The organism is Micromonospora sp. NPDC005252 (genome assembly GCF_042872475.1).
GTDB lineage: Bacteria > Actinomycetota > Actinomycetes > Mycobacteriales > Micromonosporaceae > Micromonospora.
Genome location: NZ_JBIAKN010000003.1, coordinates 99,062 through 119,714 on the forward strand (window position 1 = coordinate 99,062; position 20,653 = coordinate 119,714).

General features: G+C 72.8%; 23 protein-coding genes and 1 pseudogene. 12 read left to right on the forward strand and 12 right to left on the reverse strand.

Going from position 1 to position 20,653, the window contains the following annotated elements:
• Positions 1–4: 4 nt before the first annotated feature.
• Positions 5–607, reverse strand: coding sequence for a bacterial proteasome activator family protein (locus ACFYPH_RS10050; protein ID WP_354855802.1), 603 nt, complete (start codon positions 605–607; stop codon positions 5–7).
• 84 nt (positions 608–691) lie between these two features.
• Between ACFYPH_RS10050 and ACFYPH_RS10055 the strand changes: the two genes are divergently transcribed.
• Together ACFYPH_RS10055 and ACFYPH_RS10060 are read left to right on the forward strand one after the other, a co-directional pair.
• Positions 692–1,489, forward strand: a complete 798-nt coding sequence (locus ACFYPH_RS10055) for an alpha/beta hydrolase family protein (protein WP_387180725.1) — start codon at positions 692–694, stop codon at positions 1,487–1,489.
• A 79-nt stretch (positions 1,490–1,568) separates the two neighbouring features.
• Positions 1,569–2,756, forward strand: a complete 1,188-nt coding sequence (locus ACFYPH_RS10060; RefSeq protein WP_354855800.1) for an ABC transporter substrate-binding protein — start codon at positions 1,569–1,571, stop codon at positions 2,754–2,756.
• A gap of 76 nt (positions 2,757–2,832) precedes the next feature.
• Here the strand turns inward: ACFYPH_RS10060 and ddaH are convergent, their stop codons facing one another.
• Entirely contained in the window at positions 2,833–3,666 is an 834-nt protein-coding gene (gene ddaH, locus ACFYPH_RS10065; protein WP_387180728.1) for a dimethylargininase, read from the reverse strand.
• A gap of 59 nt (positions 3,667–3,725) precedes the next feature.
• Between ddaH and ACFYPH_RS10070 the strand changes: the two genes are divergently transcribed.
• A complete protein-coding gene (locus tag ACFYPH_RS10070) occupies positions 3,726–4,187 on the forward strand; it encodes an Lrp/AsnC family transcriptional regulator (RefSeq protein WP_354855798.1) in 462 nt (153 codons plus the stop codon).
• Positions 4,188–4,248: 61 nt separating this feature from the next.
• On the forward strand, positions 4,249–5,205 hold the full coding sequence (locus ACFYPH_RS10075; protein ID WP_354855797.1) for a zinc-binding dehydrogenase: 957 nt from the start codon (positions 4,249–4,251) through the stop codon (positions 5,203–5,205).
• Here ACFYPH_RS10075 and ACFYPH_RS10080 read toward each other — a convergent pair.
• The 3 genes from ACFYPH_RS10080 to ACFYPH_RS10090 all read right to left on the reverse strand — a co-directional run bounded on the left by ACFYPH_RS10080 (position 5,202) and on the right by ACFYPH_RS10090 (position 7,287).
• A complete protein-coding gene (locus ACFYPH_RS10080; protein WP_363935553.1) occupies positions 5,202–6,296 on the reverse strand; it encodes a hypothetical protein in 1,095 nt (364 codons plus the stop codon). The two genes, ACFYPH_RS10075 and ACFYPH_RS10080, sit on opposite strands and share 4 nt — an antisense overlap.
• A gap of 128 nt (positions 6,297–6,424) precedes the next feature.
• Positions 6,425–6,688, reverse strand: a complete 264-nt coding sequence (locus ACFYPH_RS10085; RefSeq protein WP_234582654.1) for a DUF6457 domain-containing protein — start codon at positions 6,686–6,688, stop codon at positions 6,425–6,427.
• On the reverse strand, positions 6,685–7,287 hold the full coding sequence (locus ACFYPH_RS10090) for an NTP transferase domain-containing protein (RefSeq protein ID WP_354855795.1): 603 nt from the start codon (positions 7,285–7,287) through the stop codon (positions 6,685–6,687). The genes ACFYPH_RS10085 and ACFYPH_RS10090 overlap by 4 nt, the downstream gene beginning before the upstream one ends.
• Positions 7,288–7,467: 180 nt before the next feature.
• Between ACFYPH_RS10090 and fdhD the strand changes: the two genes are divergently transcribed.
• Positions 7,468–8,334: a formate dehydrogenase accessory sulfurtransferase FdhD gene (gene fdhD / locus ACFYPH_RS10095; protein WP_363935559.1), complete on the forward strand. Its 867-nt coding sequence runs from the start codon at positions 7,468–7,470 to the stop codon at positions 8,332–8,334.
• Positions 8,335–8,419: 85 nt separating this feature from the next.
• On the opposite strand, the gene ACFYPH_RS10100 is transcribed toward fdhD, so the two are convergent.
• Together ACFYPH_RS10100 and ACFYPH_RS10105 are read right to left on the reverse strand one after the other, a co-directional pair.
• The gene (locus ACFYPH_RS10100; RefSeq protein WP_354855793.1) at positions 8,420–8,656 is read right to left on the reverse strand and encodes a flavin reductase; all 237 of its coding nucleotides are present in this window, start codon (positions 8,654–8,656) and stop codon (positions 8,420–8,422) included.
• Positions 8,653–8,946 carry a hypothetical protein gene (locus ACFYPH_RS10105; protein ID WP_363935562.1) on the reverse strand — a complete coding sequence of 98 codons (294 nt, stop codon included), beginning with the start codon at positions 8,944–8,946 and terminating at the stop codon, positions 8,653–8,655. Before ACFYPH_RS10105 ends, ACFYPH_RS10100 begins: the two co-directional genes overlap by 4 nt.
• Positions 8,947–9,311: 365 nt before the next feature.
• Between ACFYPH_RS10105 and ACFYPH_RS10110 the strand changes: the two are divergent.
• Positions 9,312–9,892 (forward strand): annotated as a pseudogene (locus ACFYPH_RS10110) (DUF5753 domain-containing protein).
• Positions 9,889–10,092, forward strand: coding sequence for a DUF397 domain-containing protein (locus ACFYPH_RS10115; RefSeq protein ID WP_355063529.1), 204 nt, complete (start codon positions 9,889–9,891; stop codon positions 10,090–10,092). The pseudogene ACFYPH_RS10110 and the gene ACFYPH_RS10115 overlap by 4 nt, the downstream one beginning before the upstream one ends.
• A gap of 70 nt (positions 10,093–10,162) precedes the next feature.
• Here ACFYPH_RS10115 and ACFYPH_RS10120 read toward each other — a convergent pair whose 3' ends face one another.
• The 3 genes from ACFYPH_RS10120 to ACFYPH_RS10130 all read right to left on the reverse strand — a co-directional run bounded on the left by ACFYPH_RS10120 (position 10,163) and on the right by ACFYPH_RS10130 (position 11,856).
• Positions 10,163–10,480 (reverse strand): helix-turn-helix transcriptional regulator, encoded by a 318-nt coding sequence (locus tag ACFYPH_RS10120; protein ID WP_355063416.1) that lies wholly within the window; start codon positions 10,478–10,480, stop codon positions 10,163–10,165.
• Positions 10,480–10,707: a hypothetical protein gene (locus ACFYPH_RS10125; RefSeq protein ID WP_355063414.1), complete on the reverse strand. Its 228-nt coding sequence runs from the start codon at positions 10,705–10,707 to the stop codon at positions 10,480–10,482. The genes ACFYPH_RS10120 and ACFYPH_RS10125 overlap by 1 nt, the downstream gene beginning before the upstream one ends.
• A 102-nt stretch (positions 10,708–10,809) precedes the next feature.
• Complete coding sequence (locus ACFYPH_RS10130; protein WP_355063412.1) at positions 10,810–11,856, reverse strand: DUF4192 domain-containing protein; 1,047 nt, start codon at positions 11,854–11,856, stop codon at positions 10,810–10,812.
• Positions 11,857–12,008: 152 nt separating this feature from the next.
• Here ACFYPH_RS10130 and ACFYPH_RS10135 point away from each other — a divergent pair, with 152 nt between their 5' ends.
• The 5 genes from ACFYPH_RS10135 (at position 12,009) to ACFYPH_RS10155 (ending at position 18,695) form a co-directional block, all read left to right on the forward strand.
• On the forward strand, positions 12,009–12,923 hold the full coding sequence (locus tag ACFYPH_RS10135) for a fructosamine kinase family protein (protein ID WP_355063410.1): 915 nt from the start codon (positions 12,009–12,011) through the stop codon (positions 12,921–12,923).
• Positions 12,920–13,933, forward strand: a complete 1,014-nt coding sequence (gene moaA, locus ACFYPH_RS10140; RefSeq protein WP_355063408.1) for a GTP 3',8-cyclase MoaA — start codon at positions 12,920–12,922, stop codon at positions 13,931–13,933. The genes ACFYPH_RS10135 and moaA overlap by 4 nt, the downstream gene beginning before the upstream one ends.
• Positions 13,930–14,190, forward strand: coding sequence for a MoaD/ThiS family protein (locus tag ACFYPH_RS10145; protein ID WP_354855787.1), 261 nt, complete (start codon positions 13,930–13,932; stop codon positions 14,188–14,190). The genes moaA and ACFYPH_RS10145 overlap by 4 nt, the downstream gene beginning before the upstream one ends.
• Before the next feature lie 13 nt (positions 14,191–14,203).
• Entirely contained in the window at positions 14,204–15,454 is a 1,251-nt protein-coding gene (locus tag ACFYPH_RS10150; protein WP_355063404.1) for a metallophosphoesterase, read from the forward strand.
• Between the two features lie 61 nt (positions 15,455–15,515).
• Entirely contained in the window at positions 15,516–18,695 is a 3,180-nt protein-coding gene (locus ACFYPH_RS10155) for a UvrD-helicase domain-containing protein (protein WP_387180739.1), read from the forward strand.
• Positions 18,696–18,899: 204 nt separating this feature from the next.
• Here the strand turns inward: ACFYPH_RS10155 and ACFYPH_RS10160 are convergent, their stop codons facing one another.
• A complete protein-coding gene (locus ACFYPH_RS10160; RefSeq protein ID WP_387180742.1) occupies positions 18,900–19,526 on the reverse strand; it encodes a prepilin peptidase in 627 nt (208 codons plus the stop codon).
• 10 nt (positions 19,527–19,536) lie between these two features.
• Positions 19,537–20,544: an EamA family transporter gene (locus ACFYPH_RS10165; protein WP_387180745.1), complete on the reverse strand. Its 1,008-nt coding sequence runs from the start codon at positions 20,542–20,544 to the stop codon at positions 19,537–19,539.
• Positions 20,545–20,653 lie beyond the last annotated feature (109 nt).

A 20,653-nucleotide genomic window follows, 5' to 3' on the forward strand; every position in this document is an offset into this window, starting at 1 on the left:
CAGGTCAGAGGTACTGGCCGGTGTTGTGGCCCTCACCGCCGCCCGGCTGGCCGATGCCCGGCATTCCGGGCACCACACCGCCGGGGCCGCTGGGCAGCGCCTGCCGGCCGCCGCGCATCTGCTCCAGCTGGACCCGCGCGGCCATCTGCTGGGCGACCAGGGCCGCCTGGATGCCGTGGAACAGGCCCTCCAGCCAGCCGACGAGCTGGGCGTGCGCGATACGCAGCTCGCCCTCGCTCGGGGCCTTGTCCTCCGTGAAGGGCAGCGAGATCCGCTCCAGCTCGTCGCGCAGCTCGGGGGCGAGACCCTCCTTGAGCTCGACGATCGACCGCTCGTGGATCTCGCGCATGCGGTGCCGGCTGGCGTCGTCCAGCGGGGCCGCCTTGACCTCCTCCAGCAACTGCTTGATCATGCTGCCGATCCGCATCACCTTGGCCGGCTGCTCTACCAGACGGGTCGGGTCCTCGCCCTGCCCCTCCTCGGTCTGCATGGTGCCGATCGGCCGGCCGTCCGGACCGACCACCACCACCGTGCCGGAGTGGCCGGAGTCGTCGGGGCCGGGCTGGTCGTTCTGCTCAGCGGAGCGCGCTTCGGTCATGGGGTCCATCTTTACCCAGTGGGCGCGACCCATGCCGCCCGGGACCGACTCCCAGGGCCGAACCACCCGGGCGGGGCGCGCTACCGTCGCGCCATGCCTGCCGACCCACGCGCCGTGCTGACCCGGCCCGCGCCGGAGCCGGACCTGACGGTGGCCTACGGCGACCACCCCGACCAGATTGCCGACCTGCGCCGGCCGGCCGGTGTCGGTCCGGCCCAGCCGCTGGTCGTCGTGGTGCACGGTGGTTTCTGGCGCTCCGAGTACGACCGCCGCCACACCGGCCCGCTGGCCGCCGCGCTCGCCGCCGAGGGCTACCCGGTGGCGCAGCTGGAATACCGGCGTACGGGGGAGCCGGGCGGCGGCTGGCCGGGCACGTTGACCGACGCGCTGGCCGGGATCGCGGCGCTGCCCGAGCTGGCCACCGAGGCGCTGCCGGGTCGGGTGAGCAGGGCTGCGCCGATCGTCATCGGTCACTCCGCCGGTGGCCATCTGGCGCTGTACGCGGCGGCCACCGCGCCGTCGACGGTGAGCGGAGTGCTGGCCCTGGCCCCGGTGGCCGATCTCGCGGCGGCGTACCGGCTGGATCTGGACTCGGGTGCGGTGGCGGCGCTGCTCGGCGGCGGCCCACTCGACTTCCCGGACCGGTACGCGGCGGCCGATCCACGATCGTTGGTACCGATCCGGACACGGACAGTAGTCGTGCACGGTTCGGCGGATCTGCAGGTGCCGGTGGCGATGAGCCGGGACTTCGTCGCGGCGGCTCGTGCCACAGGATCCGATATTTCCCTTGTTGAGCTGCCCGGATGTGAGCATTTCGGGCTGATCGACCCGGAGTCTTCGGCGTGGCCCCCGGTGCTGGCTGTGTTGCGGTCCCTGCACGATGATCACTAACCATTGACGCAGCGTCGCGGAGCAGGTAGAACGCCGGAGGGGCGGTGTTCTGCCCTGCAACGCTCCTGGAAGGAACTCGGTGTCGCAGATGAATCGCAGGCGGGCGCTCCAACTGTTGGCCGCGCTCGGAACGACCGGGTTCGCCGCCGCGTGCGGCTCCGACACCGAGGGCAAGCCGGCCGCCGCCAAGAGCCCGATCAAGATCGGTCTGATCGCGCCGAAGGCCGGCGGCTTCAAGTCCATCGGTGACGACATCACCAACGGCTTCCAGCTCTTCCTCGACCTGCACGGCCAGCAACTGGGCGGGCATCCGGTCGAGCTGCTGACCGCCGACGAGGGTGACAACGCCAAGACCGGCAAGGCCGCCGTCGACCAACTGCTCAAGCAGAACGTGCTGGCGCTCACCGGCGTGGTCAACTCGTCGGTGATGGTCGGCATCCGCGACACCGTGGAGGAGGCCCGGGTCCCGCTCATCGGCTCGAACGCCTCGCCGAGCAGCCTGCAGAGCGTCGTCTACATCTGGCGTACGTCGTACGTGCTGGATGAGGCCGGCCGGGCGCTGGGCCGCTACCTGCGCGACCAGCTCCCGGCGAACGGCCGGATCGCGATCATCATGCCGGAGAACGTGGGTAGCCCGGACGTGGTGCGGGGCTTCAGGCAGGAGTTCGGCACCTCCGACCCGCGCATCGCCGACCCGGTGACCAACACCAACCCGACCCCGAACCCGGGCAAGGGCACCTACGTGGCGGACATCGAGAAGGCGCTGCGCAAGAAGCCGACCGCCGTCTTCTGCTTCTTCGCGGGCTCGGCCGCCGTGGAGTTCATCAAGCAACTGCGCGACCAGTTCAGCGGCCCCGTCTACGCGCCCGGCTTCCTCACCGAGGGCACCGTGCTGGAGAGCCTGGGCCGGGACGCGCTCGGCATCCAGACCGCGCTGAACTACTCGGCCGACCTCAACAACACGTCGAACCGGGTCTTCGCCTCCGCCTACCGCAAGAAGCACCAGACCACGCCGACGACCTACGCGATGGCGTCGTACGACGCGGCGCAGGTGCTCGACCAGGCGATCCAGCTGACCGGTGGGTCACCCACCCCGCAGCAGGTCAACCTGGCGCTGGGCCGGATCGGCCAGATCGACAGCCCGCGCGGCATCTGGCAGTTCAACCAGCCGCGTACCCCCCAGCAGAAGTGGTACCTGCGCGAGGTCCAGCGCGACGGTCAGGTCATGTCGAACGTGCTGATCAACGAGCTGGCCACGCTCGGCTGAAACGCCCACCACAAGCAGCAGCAGGGGCCGGCCTCCGACGGGAGGCCGGCCCCTGCCGTACGCGGCAGTGTTCGGGTCAGTGCCGCAGCTCGGCGATGCAGCACTTCACGCTGCCGCCACCCTTCTTCAGCTCGGCCAGCTCGACCGGCACCGGGTTGTAGCCGGCGGCCTTGAGCTTGCCCGCCAGCCGGGTGGCCTCGCTGTTGAGCACCACGTTCGCGCCGTCGCTGACCAGGTTCAGCCCGAAGGCCATGGCGTCCTCGTCGTCGGCGATCACCGCGTCCGGGAAGAGCTGGGTCAGCACCCGCTGGCTGGCGGCCGAGAACGCGCCGGGGAAGTAGACGACGTTCGAGTCGTCGATGGAGGCGAGCGCCACGTCCAGGTGGTAGAAGCGCGGGTCGATGAGGCGCAGCGACACCACCGGGCGGCCCAGCGCCTCCTGCGCCTCGGCGTGCGCCGGGATCTCGGTGCGGAAGCCGTGCCCGGCCAGGATCAGCCCGCCGTGCGCCTCCGGTAGGTAGGCGAAGTCACCCTCGCCCTCGTTGGTCTCGCTCGGGGCGATGAACCGCCAGCCCTGCGACTCGTAGAAGGCGTGGTGCGCGGCGGCCTCGGCGGCCCGCTGCTCGTGCTTGAACCGGGCGCCGTAGACGCTGCCGTCCACCACGAACGCACCGTTGGCGGCGTAGACCATGTCGGGCAGGCCCGGCTCGGGGGTGAGCAGATGCACGTCGTGCCCCAGGCCGACGAGCGTCTCGCGCAGCCGGTCCCACTGCTTGACGGCCAACTCCCGGTCGACCGGGGTGGTCACGTCCATCCACGGATTGATCGCGTACTCGACCGCGAAGTGCTCGGGCGAGCACATGAGATATGTCCGCTTTCGCGAGACTCGCTGCTGGTTCACGGTCACCAAGAGTAGGTACCGTTGAACTTTGGTAACAGCCACAACCATTGCTTCCCAGAGGCGGAACGTTGCAGATAGACGCCGTAGACCAGCGGATCATTGCGTTGCTCGTCGCTGACGCCCGCGCGTCGTACGCCGACATCGGCGTCCGGGTGTCACTCTCCGCCCCGGCGGTCAAGCGCCGGGTGGACCGACTGCGCGCCACGGGCGTGATCAGGGGATTCACCGCCGTCGTGGACCCGGCGGCCGTCGGCTGGACCACCGAGGCGTTCGTCGAGCTGTTCTGCGCCGGTCGGACCACCCCGGCGCAGATCGGCGTGGCCGCCCGCCGGCACCCGGAGGTGGTCGGCGCGTACACCGTCTCCGGCGAGGCGGACGCGCTGGTGCACCTGCGGGCCGCCGACATCGCCCACCTGGAGGCGGCGCTGGAACGGCTGCGCGCCGAGTCCTTCGTGACCTCCACCCGCAGCACCATCGTGCTGTCCCGGCTGGTCGAGTCTCCCGGCGTCGGGCCGTCCAACCGGGCTTGACCTCAAGCCCGGTTCAGGTGTTGGACTCGTGGCGGCCTGGGCACGACACGAGGGGGACTTGATGCGGGCGATCTGGTTACGTGAATTCGGCGGTCCCGAGGCGCTGGTGCCCGGCCCGGCGCCCGACCCGAGCCCCGGCCCCGGCCAGGTGCTCATCGACGTCGCGCACGCGAACATCACCTTCGTCGAGACGCAGCAGCGCTCGGGACGCCCCGGCCCGTTCCAGGTCACTCCACCGCTGATCCCCGGCAACGGCGTCGGCGGGGTGATCGTCGCCGTCGGGCCGGACGTCGACCCGGCCCTGACCGGGCGGCGGGTGGTCAGCGCCACCGGCGGCTCCGGCGGGTACGCCGAACGGGCGGTGGTGGACGCGTCCGCGCCCATCGACGTGCCGGCCGGGCTGGCGCTGGACGCGGCCGTGGCCATGATGGCCGACGGGCGTACCGCCACCATGCTCGTCGAGGCGGTCGGCGTCCGCCCCGGCGACCGCGTGCTGATCGAGGCCGCGGCGGGCGGCGTGGGCAGTCTCCTCGTCCAGCTCGCGGCGCGGGCCGGCGCGCGGGTGATCGGCGTGGCCGGCGGGCCCCGCAAGGTGGACCTGCTACCCGGCCTGGGCGCCGAGGTGGCGGTCGACTACCGGCTGCCGGGCTGGGCCGACCGCATCCGGGACGCGGTGGGCGGGGTCGACGTGGTGTTCGACGGCGTCGGCGGCTCGGTCGCCCGGACGGCGTTCGAGCTGCTGGCCCCGGGCGGCCGGATGATCAGCTTCGGGTTGGCCAGCGGCGAGTGGTCCCCGGTGGCACCGGAGGCCGCCGCCGAACGTCAGGTCACGCTGGTCCGGCCGGACGTGCCGCCCGCGCGGCTGCGGGCGTACACCATCGGGGCCCTGGCGGACGCGGCGGCCGGCCAGCTCCGGCCGCTGATCGGCCAGCGCTTTCCGCTGGAACGCGCCGCCGACGCGCACGCCGCCATCGAGGCGCGGGCGACGGTCGGCAAGACCCTGCTGGACGTGGTTTAGAGGTACATGCCGGTGCGGTGCTCCGACTCGTCGCGCCGGACCGGCTTGTCGCCCTCACCGAAGAACCGCTTGCCACCGAACTCGCCGTGCAGGCGGTCGTCCAGCTCGTCGGCGAGGCCGGTCATCACCTGCACCGCCAGCATGAGGTGGGTGGCCTGGAAGTTGCGCCCGAAGACCGGGATGGACGCCCAGACCGTGTCGTCGGCGCAGTAGAGGCGACCGATCGGCATCCGGTTGGTCAGCTCCGACAGCTTGACGTAGAGCCGTTCGGTCGGCTCGACCTCGGTGAGCACCGGGGAGAAGACGTCCACCAGGGATGGATTGTCCCGCACCCGCACGAAGACCATCGCCGAGCCGGCCCGGATGGTGATGTCGCCGTCCGAGTCGATCTGCAACCGCTCGGCGTCGGACTTCAGCATCGTGGACACGACGGTGCGGACGCGGTCCGCCAGGTCGAGCACGTCGTCCCGCTCGGCGGCCGCCTCGGCCAGCGCCTCCTGGAGGTCACCCTCGACGTCGGCATCCGGGCCGAACTCGCTGCGCGCGGTGCCCAGCGGCTCCACCGTCAACGGCTCACCCTCGGCGTCGTGCACCAGGTAGACGAGGAAGGCTGGGTGCGGGGCGCCGTACACGTCGCGCAGCGTGCGGGACAGCAGCGGGGCGATCCGGGCCGCCTCCGCCGTCGTACCGTCCAGCCCGAACGAGCCGCCGGAGCCGGCCACCACCCCGGGCGGGGACCAGCCCAGCGCCACCATGTCCGCCACCGCGGCACGGTCCAGCCGGTAGCCCTGCGGCAGGGCGGCGTTGCCGACGGCCCGAGCCGACAGCCCGCCGTCGCCGGTCACGTCGACGCTGATCGAGTAGACGGCATCCCCCGTACCGGAGGCGGTGGGGTCGAGGGTCAGTTCGAGGTGCGCGCCGGCGGGCAGCTCCCGCAGCCGCAGGGCGAGCATCCGGGCGAACTCCCGCCACGCCTCGGTCACCTTGGCACGCAGGTCGGTGGTGCTGGGCTCGTCGAGCAGGATCGACTCTGCCGGCTCGGATGTGCCGCCGGGCTCACCGTCCGGCGCCGAGGGGTGGTCAGCCGTCATGATCGCCTCCGTCCGTTCCGATCACCCTACCCACGCCGTCCGGGCGTCGAATCAGCCCGGACCGGGATCGGACACCGCCGTCCTCTCGCCGTGGCGACGGTCTGGTCGCGGGGGCGCGGCGCAGCGGGTCAGGAGGTGGGGTCGTCGGGATCGGCACCGAGCCGGACCGGCCAGTCGGCCGCGAGGGCGCTGAGCCGGGCCGCGGCGTCCGCCGGGTCGGCACCCCTGCCGACGGCAAGCCCGAGCAGGTACGCGGTGACCGGCGCCCCTGGCCGCAGCACCTGGTGGGCGACATCGCGGGCCAGGTCCAGCACCGCCGACACCGGCACCTCGGTCGGGTCCAGACCCACCTCGGCACACGCTGCCGTGACCCAGTCGTCCAGCACCGTCATCGCACCCACTCCTCCGCCCGGCGTACGTCCTCGTCAGTGTCGCAGTCGAACCAGGGCGGCGGACCGTCACCGGCCCACGGCACCTCCCGGACGGCGAGACCGGCCAACAGCGCCCGTACCGGAGCACCGGCCAGGCTGCCGCCCCGCTCGGCGGCCAGCCGGGCCAGCCCGGTCCGCAGCGCGGCGACGCGCCACACCCCGCAGAGCGACTGCCGACGGCCGTCCGCGTCGACGAAGCACACCCCGTCGACTGGTCGCTCCCCGTCGAGGTGGGTCAGCAGGTCGCCGATCGCGGCGCGGGTGAGCAGTGGAAGGTCGGCGGCGAGCAACGCGACAAGCGTCGTGTCGGGATCGAGCAGTGCCAGCCCGGCGGCCGTCGCGGCGACCGGCCCGCCGCCGGGCGGATCCTCGCGGGTGATCCGCACACCGTCCGCGACACCGTCACCCGGGCCGACCAGCACACGCGGCGCGGCATCGTCCACGGCGGCCAGCACCCGGTCACGCATCGACCGGCCACCAACCGGAAGCGCGGGCTTGTCCACCCCGCCCATCCGTCGGGCGGCCCCACCCGCGAGCACCACTGCGGCGTACGTCCCCACCCGGTCACGGTAGCCGGGCCGGTTGCCCGGTGGCGGCGTGCGCTGCCGGGTGCTCGGTGGCGGCGTGCGCTGTCCGGTGCCCGGCGGGGCCCTGCCGGTGCCCGGTGGCGGCGTGCGCTGCCGGGTGCCTGATGACCGGCGGCCGTGCGGGTGTGCCGGGCCGGGGTGCAGGATGGCGGGATGGGACGGGCGACTGACCGACGGGGCGTACTACGGATCGACCTGGACGCGGCGGCCGACGGACGCGCAGCCGTCCGACGGCCGGACACCCTCGCCGTGGAGGAGCCGCTGGAGATCCGGGTCGGCGCGGCGGGCCCGGGCCGGCGCAAGCCGCTCGCCGTCACCATGCGCACCCCCGGCGACGACCTGGATCTGGCGATCGGGTTCCTGCTGACCGAGGGGCTGATCCGCTCGACCGACGACGTGCTGACCGCCCAGCTCTGCGCCGGCGCGGAGACGCCGAACACGTACAACGTGGTGGACGTGGTGCTCGCCCCCGGCGTGCCGGAACCGACCACCGACCCGTCCCGGAACTTCTACACGACCAGTTCCTGCGGGGTGTGCGGCAAGGCGAGCATCGACGCGATCCGGACGCGGTCGCTGTTCGACGTCACGGCGGACCCGCTCACCGTGCCGGCCGCCCTCCTCGCCGAACTGCCCGACCGGTTGCGCGCCGCCCAGCGCGGCTTCGACCGCACCGGCGGGCTGCACGCGGCAGGGCTGTTCAGCCCGGCCGGAGAGCTGGTGGTGCTCCGCGAGGACGTGGGCCGGCACAACGCGGTGGACAAGGTGATCGGCTGGGCGGTGCGGGAACGCCGGCTGCCGCTGACCGGGCACCTGCTGCTGGTGTCCGGCCGGGCCAGCTTCGAGCTGACCCAGAAGGCGTGGATGGCCGGCCTGCCCCTGCTGGCCGCGGTGTCCGCGCCGAGCACCCTCGCCGTCGAGCTAGCCGAGGAGGCGGGCATGACGCTCGTCGGCTTCCTGCGCGGCCCGACCATGAACGTCTACGCCGGCCCGCAGCGGATCACGGTCGACCAGCCAGCCTGAACCTCAGCGGCCGGTTTGACCAGGTCCAGCCGTGGTCGCCGGGCCGACCCCCGAGGTGGCCATGGACCCCGCGCCGAGGTGCGGGCTACCGGGCCTGGGTCCAGCCGATGAAGCGCTCAGTCAGGCCAGCCGGTGGCGTGCCACCGTGCAGCTCGGTGAGGTGTTCGGTCGCCTCGGCCTGTAGCGCCGTCAGGTGCTCGATCAACTCGTCACGGCGACCGCGGTACTTACCGAGCAGGCGCAGTTTCGCGGCCGAGCAGGGCCACGCGATCCCGCAGGTGCGACAGCGCCACGTCGGCTTGAGCATTTGGTGTTCGGTCATCTGACAGCCCGCACCGGGTCACGCCGAGTCACCTGGCGGCTGGTCGGCCCGGACGTCAGCAGGTTGACCCCTTCGCGGAGCACGAACAGCTCCCGCCTAGCCCGTGCGGTGCCGTCCGATCCCAGCTCGTACGCCTCGATCCAGGTCCAGCCGTGGTAGGTGTGGCGGTCGGTGAGTTCGCGGATGACCCGGACCGTGATCGGCCGGATGAACTGCGGGCTCGCGGCGCGGGTCAGGCGAACAAGGTCACCGGCCTTGAGCGGTGGCGGGTTCGTGGGCTTGGGCGGCATGGTCCCCCTCCTCGTTGGGAGGGGCCGCCCCGGAGTGCTCGCCCGCGGGGCGGCCCCGATACGAACGCGACCGCCGGGTCTCGGGGGGTCCCTGCCGGCCGCGCCGTTCGGAAGGAACACTTCCAAGGGTTGCTATCCGAATACACTGCGTAGCAATATCTCCTGTGGACGTCTGGGACGTACGGGAGGGGTCGCGGATGAACCGCGCAGTCGCCGAGGCGATGTCAGCATCCGGCCTGACAGCGGACAGCCTCGCCGCCGAGATCGGGGTGGATCCAAAGACGGCGGCCAAGTGGGCGAACCCGGGACGGATTCCCCAGACGCGCCACCGGTCGAAGGTCGCGGCGGTCCTTGGCCGCGACGAGATGGACCTGTGGCCCGACCTGTTCAAGCGGCGCGAGCCAGCATGGCTCCGGCCCTGGACGGACATCGAGCGCGAGGCCGTCGGCTTGCGGTGGTACGAGTCCACCGTGTTGCCCGGTCTCCTGCAGACCGAGGCGTACGCGCGCGCCGTGCTGAGCAGCGGGCTCTGGGCCGACGACGACCTCGCGGCGCACGTGAGACCCGGCTGCGCCGGCAGGCCGTCGTCTTCGATCGACCCCGTCCACCGCTGACCGTCTTCGTCATCGACGAGGCGGCGCTGCGCCGGGGAAGACCCGACATCATGGCCGAGCAGCTCGATCATCTGATGGTGCTCGCCGAACGGCCGGCCGTGATGATCCATGTGCTTCCCCTGACTGCTGGGTTCCACCCCGGCCAGGCCGGACCGTTCGTCATCGCCAGCACACCGGACGGCGGCGACGTCGGCTACCTCGACGATCAGGCGGCCGGGCGCCTCAGTAATGACGTTGCTCCACTCTGGGCGGTCTGGGATAGCGTGAGGTCGTTAGCGCTACCGCGAGACCTGACCATCGACCTGATGAGAGCGCGAGCATGGATGACGTGACCGGCGCCCGTTGGCGCAAGAGCACCCGCAGCAGCTCGAACGGTGGGGCGTGCGTGGAGGTGGCCGACAACCTGCCGGGCGTCGTGCTCGTCCGCGACACGAAGGACCGGGCTGGCGGCACGCTGGCGTTCCGGCCGGTTGTCTGGGCGAGCTTCGTCAGGCACGTGAGGCACGTCGACCCGATCAGCCAGGACACCTGATCGACTCGGGTTCGCTGAAATCGGCGTGTCCGCACGGTGGGGATGCCCCGTTCTTCTGAGGCGGGGTCAGTCAGGCGGCTTCGACCTCGACGATGCCGTGAGAGATCTTGAATTCGAACTCCAAGCCGGTCCCCGCGGACAGCTTGGCGAGCGTGGCGATGGACGGCGGCTGATCACCGGACTCCAGTCGCGCGATGACCGATTGAGTCATGCCGACCATGCGGGCGAATGCCGTCTGGGTCAGGCCGTTTTCGGCGCGGTACCGGACGATGCGGAGGGCAACATCACGGGCGAAGGCCGTCCGGTTCCACTCAGCGTGGAATGCCGGGTCCTGATCGCGGCTCTCACCGATGACCTGCTGCGAAGTCTTGAGATCACCAGCCTTCATCACTCCTCCTCCACCTCCTTGATCCTTTCCTCAGCCGCTGCCACAGCCCTGTTGAAGCCGCGCCGGTTGACACCGGCTTCTGGGCCGATGGAGCCGACGACGAACGCCGCGCCGACCCCGGAATAGAAGGCACGCCACCGGCTACGGCCTCCCCGTGGGCGAAGTTCCCCGGGCAGCGCGTTCAGCTCGACGATCGCCTCCGGGTGATAGAGGACTAGCCAGGGCACGCGCACCCACCATAGCAAATTTGCGATAAGCGCTGTGGCCGTGCGGTGACACGACCATGGCCTTGTTGGCGGGTACGTGGGCAGGGACCGATCGCGCGCGGGTCAGCGGCGGCCACGTCGGCGGCGCTTGCGGGGGCGGACCACGCCGGGCATCCCGACCGACGGCCAGCCGTCCAGCTCGGAGGGCGGCACACCGCGCCGGAGCAGGTCGTCCAGGAGCAGGGCCAGCGAGTAGTCGGGGTGCAGGCTCAGCGTGCGCTCCAGCGCGACCGCCGCCAGCGCCCCCTGCCCCGCTCGCCAGGCCGCGAACGCCAGCAGCGCACCGGGGGCGGCGGTCAGCTCCGGCTCGGCCCGGCGCAGCACGTCGGTCCAGAGGGCGATGTCCCGGTCGCGGCCGTCGGTGCGTTCCCAGGCGTGGTCACGGATAGGCAGGTGGGTCAGCAGCAGGCTCAGCCAGGCCACCTCGTCGTCGTCGAGGCGCTCACCGCGCCGCTGCCGGCGTTGCGCCTCGCGGACCGCCGCCACCCCGGCGGAACGCAGTGCCCGGCCGCCGAGCAGGTCGCTGGCGGGCGCCTGCTCGACCAGCTCGACCAGTCGCCGTTCCGCCCGGACGGTGGCCGCGTGCAGCGCGTCGCGGGCCGGGCCGTCCACCGGCGACACCTGCGCCACGAGGGCCGCCCGATCGGGGAGGGCGACCTGACCGGCGAACACGGCCGACGCGGTCACCGGGTTGGCCGTCGGGTCGTAGCGCCGACCCTCGGGTGGGCAACAGTCGGCCTCGGTGCACAGGTAGGACCACCACCGGCCGTCGGTCACCCGCAGCGCGTCGAGCACCTCCAGGCCGGCGCCGGTCAGGGCGGCGCGCACCGCGTCCACGCTCGGGGTCACCCGGTCGGGTGGCCCGTAGCCCACCACGGTGGCCGCCTCCGCGCCCTGCCGAGAGATCACCCCGGCCAGGTGTCGGGCACGCTCGACCGGGTCCGTGGACGGTTCGGGCAGGTCGGCGCGGGCGGCGAAGATGATCTGCCGGCCGCGCAGCGCCACCGCGACCACGCTGTCGGCGGGATGGAAGCCGAGCAGGTACGGCACGGCGGCGATCAGGTCGGCGGGCGAGCGGACGGAGAGCTTCGCACGTTCGGTCGAGGTCATGCAGGAAGGCTGCGTCCGACCTGCGAAGCCTTCCAGACCCTGTGGATGACACGCGGCTTATCCACAGTTACTGAACGTATTCATGCAGGTGGACGCGTTTCGATGTACTCACACGACACCCCGGTGTCATGGGCAGCGGCTACCGTGCGCTGATGGACCTGGCGTACCTGCGCGCGCATCCGGCACACCTGCCGACGTTCCGGACCCATCAGCGACTCCGCGAGACGCCGGTCGCCGGAGGGGACATCTGCGCCGCCGCCCGGCTCACCCTGGACGACGGTCACTCGGTCTTCGCCAAGTCCTGGCCGGAGCGGGCCGACCGGCCGGCGCCCGAGGGCTTCTTCGCCGCCGAGGCCGCCGGGCTGCGCTGGCTGCGCGAGGCCGACGCGATCGGCGTACCCGAGGTGATCGTGGCGTTGCCCGACCTGCTGGCGCTCGACTGGGTGGAGCCCGGCGAGCCGACGCCGGACGCGGCCGAACGCCTCGGTCGGGAGCTGGCCGCCCTGCACCGGGCCGGCGCACCGACCTTCGGTGCGGCCTGGGCCGGCTTCATCGGCGCGCTCGGGCAGGACAACACCCCCGACGACGGTCCCTGGTCGACATGGTTCGCCCGCCGCCGGCTCGCCCCCTATCTGCGGCTGTCGGTCGACGGCGGTGCGCTCAGCAGCGCCGACGCCGCGCTGGTCGAGCAGGTGATCGGCCGGGTCGGCGAGTTCGGCGGGGACGAGCCGCCGGCCCGGGTCCACGGCGACCTGTGGCCGGGCAACGTGCTGTGGGGCGTCGACGAGCGGGCCTGGCTGATCGACCCGGCGGCGCACGGTGGGCACCGCGAGACCGACCTCGCCCAACTGGCGCTCTTTGGCGGCGTCGCGCACCTGGATCGGGTGCTGGCCGCCTACCGGGAGAGCTGGCCGCTGTCCGACGGTTGGCGCGACCGGGTGCCGCTGCATCAGCTGCATCTGCTGCTCGTGCACACCGCGCTGTTCGGCGCGGGCTACCGCGATGCGGTCGTCGAACTCGCCCGAGCCGCCCTGGGCAGCGTCGAGCGCGCTACGGTCGACCGGTGAGTGTCGCCCCACGGACCGACGGCGTCCTCGTCGACCGGTACGGCCGCGTCGCGCGGGACCTGCGCGTGTCTCTCACCGACAAGTGCAACCTGCGGTGCACGTACTGCATGCCGGCCGAGGGGCTGCCCTGGTTGGCCGGCCCGGAGCTGCTCACCGACGAGGAGATCGTCCGGCTGGTCCGGGTGGCCGTCGAGCGGCTCGGCGTGACCGAGGTGCGGTTCACCGGCGGGGAGCCGCTGATCCGGCCCGGTCTGCTCGGCATCGTGGCCGCGGTCGCCGCGCTCGACCCCCGTCCGCGGATCTCACTCACCACGAACGGCATCGGTCTGGACCGGTTGGCGCCCGCGCTGCGTACGGCCGGCCTGGACCGGGTGAACGTCTCGCTGGACACGCTGGCCCCGGCCCGGTTCACCCAGCTCACCCGCCGTCCCCGCCTCGACGCGGTGCTGGCGGGGCTCGCCGGGGCGGCAGCCGCCGGGCTCGACCCCGTGAAGATCAACTCCGTGTTGATGCGCGGCGTCAACGAGGACGAGGCGCCGGCCCTGCTCCGCTTCGCGCTCGACCACGGCTACCAGCTACGGATCATCGAGCAGATGCCGCTGGACGCGCAGCACGGCTGGGACCGCAGCACGATGGTCACCGCCGAGGAGATCCTGGCCTCCCTGCGTACCCATTTCGATCTCAGCCCTGACCCGGCCGAGCGCGGCGCGGCACCGGCGGAGACCTGGTTGGTCGACGGTGGCCCGGCCCGGGTCGGCGTGATCGCCAGCGTGACCCGGCCCTTCTGCGGCGACTGCGACCGCACGCGGCTGACCGCTGACGGCCAGGTCCGCGCCTGCCTGTTCGCCACCGAGGAGTCCGACCTGCGGGCGGCGCTGCGCGGCGGCGCGACCGACGACGAGGTGGCCCAGCGGTGGCGCACCGCGATGTGGGGCAAGCGCGCCGGGCACGGCATCGACGACCCCACCTTCCTCCAGCCGACCCGGCCGATGTCCGCGATCGGGGGATGACCGTGCAGCCGAGACCGCTTACCGTCCGCTACTTCGCCGGTGCGCGCGCCGCAGCCGGCCGCGCCGAGGAGGTCACCCCCGCCGGTCGGTCACTCGACGACCTCACCACCGAGCTGGCCCAGCGGCACGGCGACCGGCTCGCCGCCGTGCTGCGGGTGGCCAGTTTCCTCGTGGACGGCGTCGCCTGTCATGATCGTCGGGCACCCCTGCCGGGCGGGGCCACGATCGATGTCCTGCCCCCGTTCGCGGGCGGCTGAGGGGGGCGCACACATGTTGGCGGTTCTGGGGTTCATGGGCGTCCTGGCGCTGGTCACCGGGCTGATCCACCTCTACCTGTGGAAGCGCCTCATCCGGGACACCACCACGCCGGGTCGCTGGCGGCGGATCGGCGGGATCGCCGCCGGAGTGCTGGCGGTGCTCGTGCCGGCCACCCTGGTCGGCACGCAGGCCGGCCTCTACTGGCTCGCCTGGCCCGGCTACCTGTGGCTCGCGGTGATGTTCTACCTGCTGGTCACGCTCGTCGTGCTGGAAGTGCCGATGCTGGTCGTCCGGCTGGTGCTGCCCCGCCGGGTGACCGCCGCCGAGCCGACCACCGCCGCGCCCGAGCCGGTGCTGGTCGGGGCCGCCGGGCCCGCCGATCCGCCGGCCACCGGCGCCGTGACGGCACCGGACCACGACCCGGCCCGCCGTCTGCTGCTGGCCCGCGGAGCCGCCATCTTCGCCGGCCTCACCGCCACCGGCATCACGGGGTACGGCGTCCGCACGGCACTCGGCCCGCCCCAACTCGACCGGGTGCAGATCCCCCTCAGCAAGCTCCCGCGCAGCATGGACGGCCTGCGCATCGCCACCGTCTCGGACATCCACCTCGGCCCCCTGCGCGGGCGGGCGCACACCGAGCGGATCGTCGCCGCGATCAACCGTCTCGACGCGGACCTGGTGGCGGTCGTCGGTGACCTGGTCGACGGCTCGGTCGCCGAGCTGGGCCCGGCCGCCGCGCCGCTGCGTGACCTGCGCTCCCGGTACGGCAACTTCTTCGTCACCGGCAACCACGAGTACTACTCCGGGGTGGAGGAATGGGTCCAGGAGGTGGACCGCCTCGGCCTGCGGGTGCTGCAGAACCGTCGGCAGGAGATCCAGGCCCGGGGCGGTGTGCTCGACCTGGCCGGCGTGAACGACCTGGACGCGGACCCGGCGGGCACTGGCCTCGCCGCCGGTCCGGACTTCGCCGCCGCCCTCGGTGACCGCGATCCGAGCCGCCCGGTCGTCCTGCTCGCGCACCAGCCCCTCGCCGCGAAGCAGGCGGCCCGCTACGGCGTCGACCTGCAGCTCTCCGGGCACACCCACGGCGGGCAGGTGGTGCCGTTCAACCTGGTCGTCGGCCTGGCGCAGCCGGTGGTCAGCGGTCTCGGCGAGGTCGACGGCACGAAGGTCTACGTGACCAACGGCGCCGGTTTCTGGGGTCCGCCGGTGCGGGTGGGCGCCAAGCCGCAGATCAGCCTCGTGGAGCTGCGCTCGGCATAGCGGACGTCACGTCCGCGCGTGGCGGAGGGCGGGCGGCGCGACGGGCGTGACAGGATGCGGCGTGCCCCCGTTCAGCGCCGTACCCCCCGGTGGCCTCCCGCCCTTCGTCGCGGACCTGCACATCCACTCGAAATACTCGCGCGCGTGCAGCCGTGACCTGACGTTGCCGACCCTCGGGTGGTGGGCGCGGCGCAAGGGCATCGCCCTGCTCGGCACCGGCGACTTCACCCATCCCGCCTGGTACGACCATCTGACCGAGACGCTGCGGCCGGCTGAGCCGGGGCTCTACCGGCTCGCCCCGGAGGCGGAGCGCGACATCGCCCGCCGGCTGCCGCCGCGACTCGCCGGCACGACCGACGCGGACGCGGTCCGGTTCATGTTGAGCGTGGAGATCTCCACCATCTACAAGCGGGACGACCGGACCCGCAAGGTGCACCACCTCATCTACCTGCCCGACCTGGAAGCGGTGGCCCGGTTCAACACCGCGCTCGGCCGGATCGGCAACCTCGGCTCCGACGGCCGCCCGATCCTCGGCCTGGACTCGCGGGACCTGCTGGAGATCACCCTGGAGGCGAGCCCGGACGGCTATCTCGTCCCGGCGCACATCTGGACGCCGTGGTTCTCCGCGCTGGGCTCGAAGTCCGGCTTCGACGCGATCGCCGACTGTTACGCCGACCTGGCCGAGCACATCTTCGCCGTGGAGACCGGCCTCTCGTCCGACCCGGCCATGAACTGGCGCGTCGGCAGCCTGGACGGCTACCAACTGGTCTCCAACTCGGACGCGCACTCGCCGCCGGCCCTGGGCCGGGAGGCCACCGTGCTGACCGCCGAGCGGAACTACTTCGCCGTCCGGGAGGCGCTGCGCACCGGCGACGGCCTGGCCGGCACCATCGAGTTCTTCCCGGAGGAGGGCAAGTACCACGCGGACGGGCACAGGCTCTGCGGGGTCAACTGGTCCCCGGAGCGCACCCGGGCCGCCGGGGGGCGCTGCCCCGAGTGCGGCAAGCCGCTCACCGTGGGCGTCCTCAGCAGGATCGAGGAGCTGGCCGATCGACCCGACGGGCACCGGCCGGCACACGCCCGAGAGGTCACCCACCTGGTGCCGCTCGCCGAGATCCTTGGCGAGATCAACAAGGTGGGTGCCCGGTCGAAGAAGGTCGAGGGGCGACTCAACGAGCTGCTCGCCGCGCTCGGCCCCGAGTTGGAGATCCTGACCACGACGCCGTTGTCGGACATCGCGCAGGCCGGCGGCGATCTGCTCGCGGAGGGCATCGGGCGGCTGCGGCGGGGCGACGTACGCCGGGTGCCGGGTTACGACGGCGAGTACGGGGTGATCACGCTGTTCGATCCGGCGGAGCTGGGCTCGCAGGAGACGCTGTTCGACGTACCGGTGCCGGCGCAGCGGCGCCCCGCGGAGCCGGCGGCCAAGGCCACGGCCAAGCGCCCGGCGACGGCCAAGGCGGAACCGAAGCGCAAGCCGGCCCCGGCGCCCGCGCCGCCGATCGCGTCGCCGCCGTCACCGCACGAACCGTTCGAGCCGATGCTCTCCGGCATGGAGGAGGTCGGCACCGGCCTGCTGGACCGGCTGGACGCCATGCAGCGGGTGGCGGCGTCCGCGCCCGGTGGGCCACTGCTCATCGTGGCCGGCCCGGGCACCGGCAAGACCCGGACGCTGACCCACCGGATCGCGTACCTGTGCGCGGAGTTGAACGTCTTTCCCGAGCGCTGCCTCGCGATCACGTTCACCCGACGGGCCGCCGAGGAGCTGCGGCACCGCCTCGACGGTCTGCTCGGCCCGGTCGCCGAGGACGTCACCGTGGGCACGTTCCACGCGCTGGGGTTGACCATCCTGCGGGAGAACGCCGGCGCGGCGGGCCTGCCGGACGGATTCCGGATCGCCGACGACGCCGAGCGGGCGGCGGCGAAGTCGGAGGCCGGCGACGATCTCGCCGGCTACACGGCGCTGCTGCGCAAGCAGGACCTGGTCGACCTGGACGAGCTGGTGAGCCTCCCGGTGGAGCTGCTGCGGGCCGACCGGAAGCTGGTCGAGCGGTACCGGAACCGCTGGCAGTGGATCTTCGTCGACGAGTACCAGGACGTCGACGCGGTGCAGTACGAGCTGCTGCGGCTGCTCAGCCCCGCCGACGGCAACCTCTGCGCGATCGGTGACCCGGATCAGGCGATCTACTCGTTCCGGGGTGCCGACGTCGGCTACTTCCTGCGCTTCTCGCAGGATTTCACGGACGCCCGACTGGTCCGGCTCAACCGCAACTACCGCTCGTCCGCGCCCATCCTGGCCGCCGCCGTGCAGGCCATCGCACCGTCCTCGCTGGTGCGGGGCCGGCGGCTGGACCCGGCCCGACTCGACCCGGAAGCCCCACTCGTGGGGCGGTACCCGGCGGCGTCGGTGGCCGAGGAGGCCGACTTCGTGGTGCGTACCGTCGACGAGCTGGTCGGCGGCCTGTCCCACCGTTCGCTGGACTCGGGCCGGATCGACGGCCGGTCCACCTCGCTGTCGTTCTCCGACATCGCCGTGCTGTACCGCACCGACGCGCAGGCCGCCCCGATCGTGGACGCCCTGACCCGGGCCAACATCCCGGTCCAGAAGCGCTCGCACGACCGGCTGCGGGACCGGCCCGGCGTGGCGGCCATCGCCCGCGAGCTGCGGCACGCCGACGGGCTGGCCGGCTCGCTCGCCGCCCGGGTGCGCCTGGCCGGTCAGGTGGTCGCCGAGCGGTTCGCGGTGCCCACCCTGGACGGCGCCGGCAGCACGGTCCGCCCCGACGACGTCCGCTCGGCGGTGGACCTGCTGACCCCGCTGGCCCGCCGCTGCGGCGACGACCTGGAGACGTTCCTGTCGCAACTGGCCACCGGCGCGGAGGTGGACGCGCTCGACCCGCGCGCCGAGGCGGTCACCCTGCTCACCCTGCACGCCGCGAAGGGCCTGGAGTTCCCGGTGGTCTTCCTGGTCGGCGTCGAGGACGCGCTGCTGCCGCTGCGCTGGCCGGGCTCGACGCCCGACGAGGACGCGGTCGCCGAGGAACGCCGGCTCTTCTTCGTCGGCCTGACCCGGGCCCAGGACCGGCTGTACGTCAGCCACGCCGCCCGCCGGACCCGGCACGGCGTGGAACGTGACTGCGCACCCTCGCCGTTCCTCACCGCGATCGACCCGGGCCTGTTCGAGCGGTTCGGCGAAACCGAGCCGCGTCGCCCCAGGGATCGCCAACTCCGCCTGATCTGAGCTACCCGGGGGCTGGGTGCCGTCGGCGTGGCGCGCTCGGGCCTAGTCACGCCGACGAGCGGTATACCTTAAAGTCATATTTATGACTTTCAGGTATACCGCTCGTGCGGACGACCGCTACCGGCGATGTCACTAACGGTGATTGCCCGCCGCTGAGCCCGGCAGTCGCGGCAACCGGCGCGTCGGCCACACGTTCAGCCCTGGTCAACCGATGAGCACGGCGAGCCAGGTGCCCGTCAGCAGGGCCGGTCCGAGGGGCAGCAACGTTTCGCGGTGGATTTTTCGAGCTGCTAGCAGGGCAAGAACCAGGACACCGTGCAGCAGGTGCGGCAGGAGCAGCCCGGCCAGCACGGCATCGCGGCCCAGCCAGCCGAGCGGCAGCCCGAGGACCGCTGCGAGTTTCACGTCCCCGAAGCCCAGCCGGGACCTCGGCAGCAGGGCCAGCAGCACGTGTGACGCGCCCGCGACCGCCGCACCCCCCAGCGCGCCAAGCAGCCGGCCAGGAGTGCCGGCCAGCAGCGCCGCCCCGGTCAGGCCCCCGAGGGCCACCGTGCCGGCGACCGCGACCAGCGAATCGGGCAACCGCAGGCACGCCAGGTCGACCACGGCCAACACCAGCCCCACCGCCGCCACCGCGAGCAGGACCGGCAACGCCGGGTCGTCACCCCGCGCGACGGCGAGCCCCACGAATACCACGGCCGCCACCGGTGGGCTCAGCCAGGCGCCGCGCCGCAGCCGGGCCGGGGTGGTGAAGCGCCGGGCCAGTGGGGGTACGACGAGACCGGCCGCCCCACCGAGCAACGCCACCCCCACCAGCCCAGCGGCCGACATGAGCCGGAGGTTACCGCCGGTCCGCCGTCGATGCGGTCCCCGTTCGTGATCCCGTGCCCGCCCGACGCGGGCGTTCCGTGCTCACCACCAGGGCCACCCCGGCGACGATGACCGCCCCGCCGAGCAGCACCCGCCCAGTGATCGGCTCGGCCACCAGCAGCGCCCCGAGCGCCACCGCGACCGCCGGGTTCACGTACGCGTACGTCGAGACCAGCGAGATCGGCGCGTTCTGCAGCAGCCAGACGTACGCGGTGAAGGCCACCAGCGAGCCGGCCACCATGAGGTAGCCCAACGCCAGCCAGGACCGGGTGCTGACCGCCGCCGGGTGGAACTCGCTCAGCTCGCCCCGGCCTGCGGCGACAACGGCCAGCGCCACCGCGCCGGCCATCATCTGGTACACCGTGCCGACGAACGGGTCGGCGGGCACCCGGATCCGTCCCGACAGGAACGACCCGACCGACCACGCGATGGCTCCCACCACCACCGTCAGCGCGCCGACCAGCGGGACCGCGTCCGCGCTGCCGGCGGGCAGCACCAGCAGGACCAGACCGACGAAGCCGAACGTGACCCCGGCGAACGTCCAGACCGGGGGCCGGTCACCGGTGGCGGAGCGCAGCAGCACCACGAGCAGCGGCACGGTCGCCACCAGCAGCGCGGCGATTCCGGACGGCACCGCCACCCCGGGCGGCCCGGATTCGGCGAGCACCACCAGGCCGTTGCCACCGGCGAGCAGGAGCACACCGACCAGCGCGGCGGAGCCGAGCTGCCGACGCTGCACGCGAAGCGCGCCCGGCCCTCGGCGCAACCGCAGCACCACCGCCAGCACCAGGCCGGCGACGGCGAACCGCAGGGCGGCCGACAGCAGCGGCGGCAGCGTCTCCACCGCGACCCGGATGGCCAGATAGGTGGAGCCCCAGAGCAGGTAGACCACGATCAACGCGGTCCAGACCAGGGCTGGCTTGGCGGCGGCGGCGCGGCGGCCGGGCAGGGCGGCGGCGCTCGGTGGAGATGAGCTCATCGGGGGACCACGCTACGGTGACCTCGGAGTCGGCGTCGCGCATTGGTGGCCGGCCTCTCACCAGATGTGCAGGAGGGCGGCATGACGAACTACGGACCACCGGGTGAGG

Excerpts from the sequence above, each read along its gene's own strand:
- ACFYPH_RS10050 (WP_354855802.1), bottom strand. The coding sequence starts at position 607 with ATGGACCCCATGACCGAAGCGCGCTCCGCTGAGCAGAACGACCAGCCC.
- ACFYPH_RS10055 (WP_387180725.1), top strand. The coding sequence starts at position 692 with ATGCCTGCCGACCCACGCGCCGTGCTGACCCGGCCCGCGCCGGAGCCG.
- ACFYPH_RS10075 (WP_354855797.1), top strand. The coding sequence starts at position 4,249 with ATGCGGGCGATCTGGTTACGTGAATTCGGCGGTCCCGAGGCGCTGGTG.
- ACFYPH_RS10080 (WP_363935553.1), bottom strand. The coding sequence starts at position 6,296 with ATGACGGCTGACCACCCCTCGGCGCCGGACGGTGAGCCCGGCGGCACA.
- ACFYPH_RS10085 (WP_234582654.1), bottom strand. The coding sequence starts at position 6,688 with ATGACGGTGCTGGACGACTGGGTCACGGCAGCGTGTGCCGAGGTGGGT.
- fdhD (WP_363935559.1), top strand. The coding sequence starts at position 7,468 with ATGGGACGGGCGACTGACCGACGGGGCGTACTACGGATCGACCTGGAC.
- ACFYPH_RS10100 (WP_354855793.1), bottom strand. The coding sequence starts at position 8,656 with ATGACCGAACACCAAATGCTCAAGCCGACGTGGCGCTGTCGCACCTGC.
- ACFYPH_RS10105 (WP_363935562.1), bottom strand. The coding sequence starts at position 8,946 with ATGCCGCCCAAGCCCACGAACCCGCCACCGCTCAAGGCCGGTGACCTT.
- ACFYPH_RS10120 (WP_355063416.1), bottom strand. The coding sequence starts at position 10,480 with ATGAAGGCTGGTGATCTCAAGACTTCGCAGCAGGTCATCGGTGAGAGC.
- ACFYPH_RS10130 (WP_355063412.1), bottom strand. The coding sequence starts at position 11,856 with ATGACCTCGACCGAACGTGCGAAGCTCTCCGTCCGCTCGCCCGCCGAC.
- ACFYPH_RS10135 (WP_355063410.1), top strand. The coding sequence starts at position 12,009 with ATGGACCTGGCGTACCTGCGCGCGCATCCGGCACACCTGCCGACGTTC.
- ACFYPH_RS10145 (WP_354855787.1), top strand. The coding sequence starts at position 13,930 with ATGACCGTGCAGCCGAGACCGCTTACCGTCCGCTACTTCGCCGGTGCG.
- ACFYPH_RS10150 (WP_355063404.1), top strand. The coding sequence starts at position 14,204 with ATGTTGGCGGTTCTGGGGTTCATGGGCGTCCTGGCGCTGGTCACCGGG.
- ACFYPH_RS10160 (WP_387180742.1), bottom strand. The coding sequence starts at position 19,526 with ATGTCGGCCGCTGGGCTGGTGGGGGTGGCGTTGCTCGGTGGGGCGGCC.
- ACFYPH_RS10165 (WP_387180745.1), bottom strand. The coding sequence starts at position 20,544 with ATGAGCTCATCTCCACCGAGCGCCGCCGCCCTGCCCGGCCGCCGCGCC.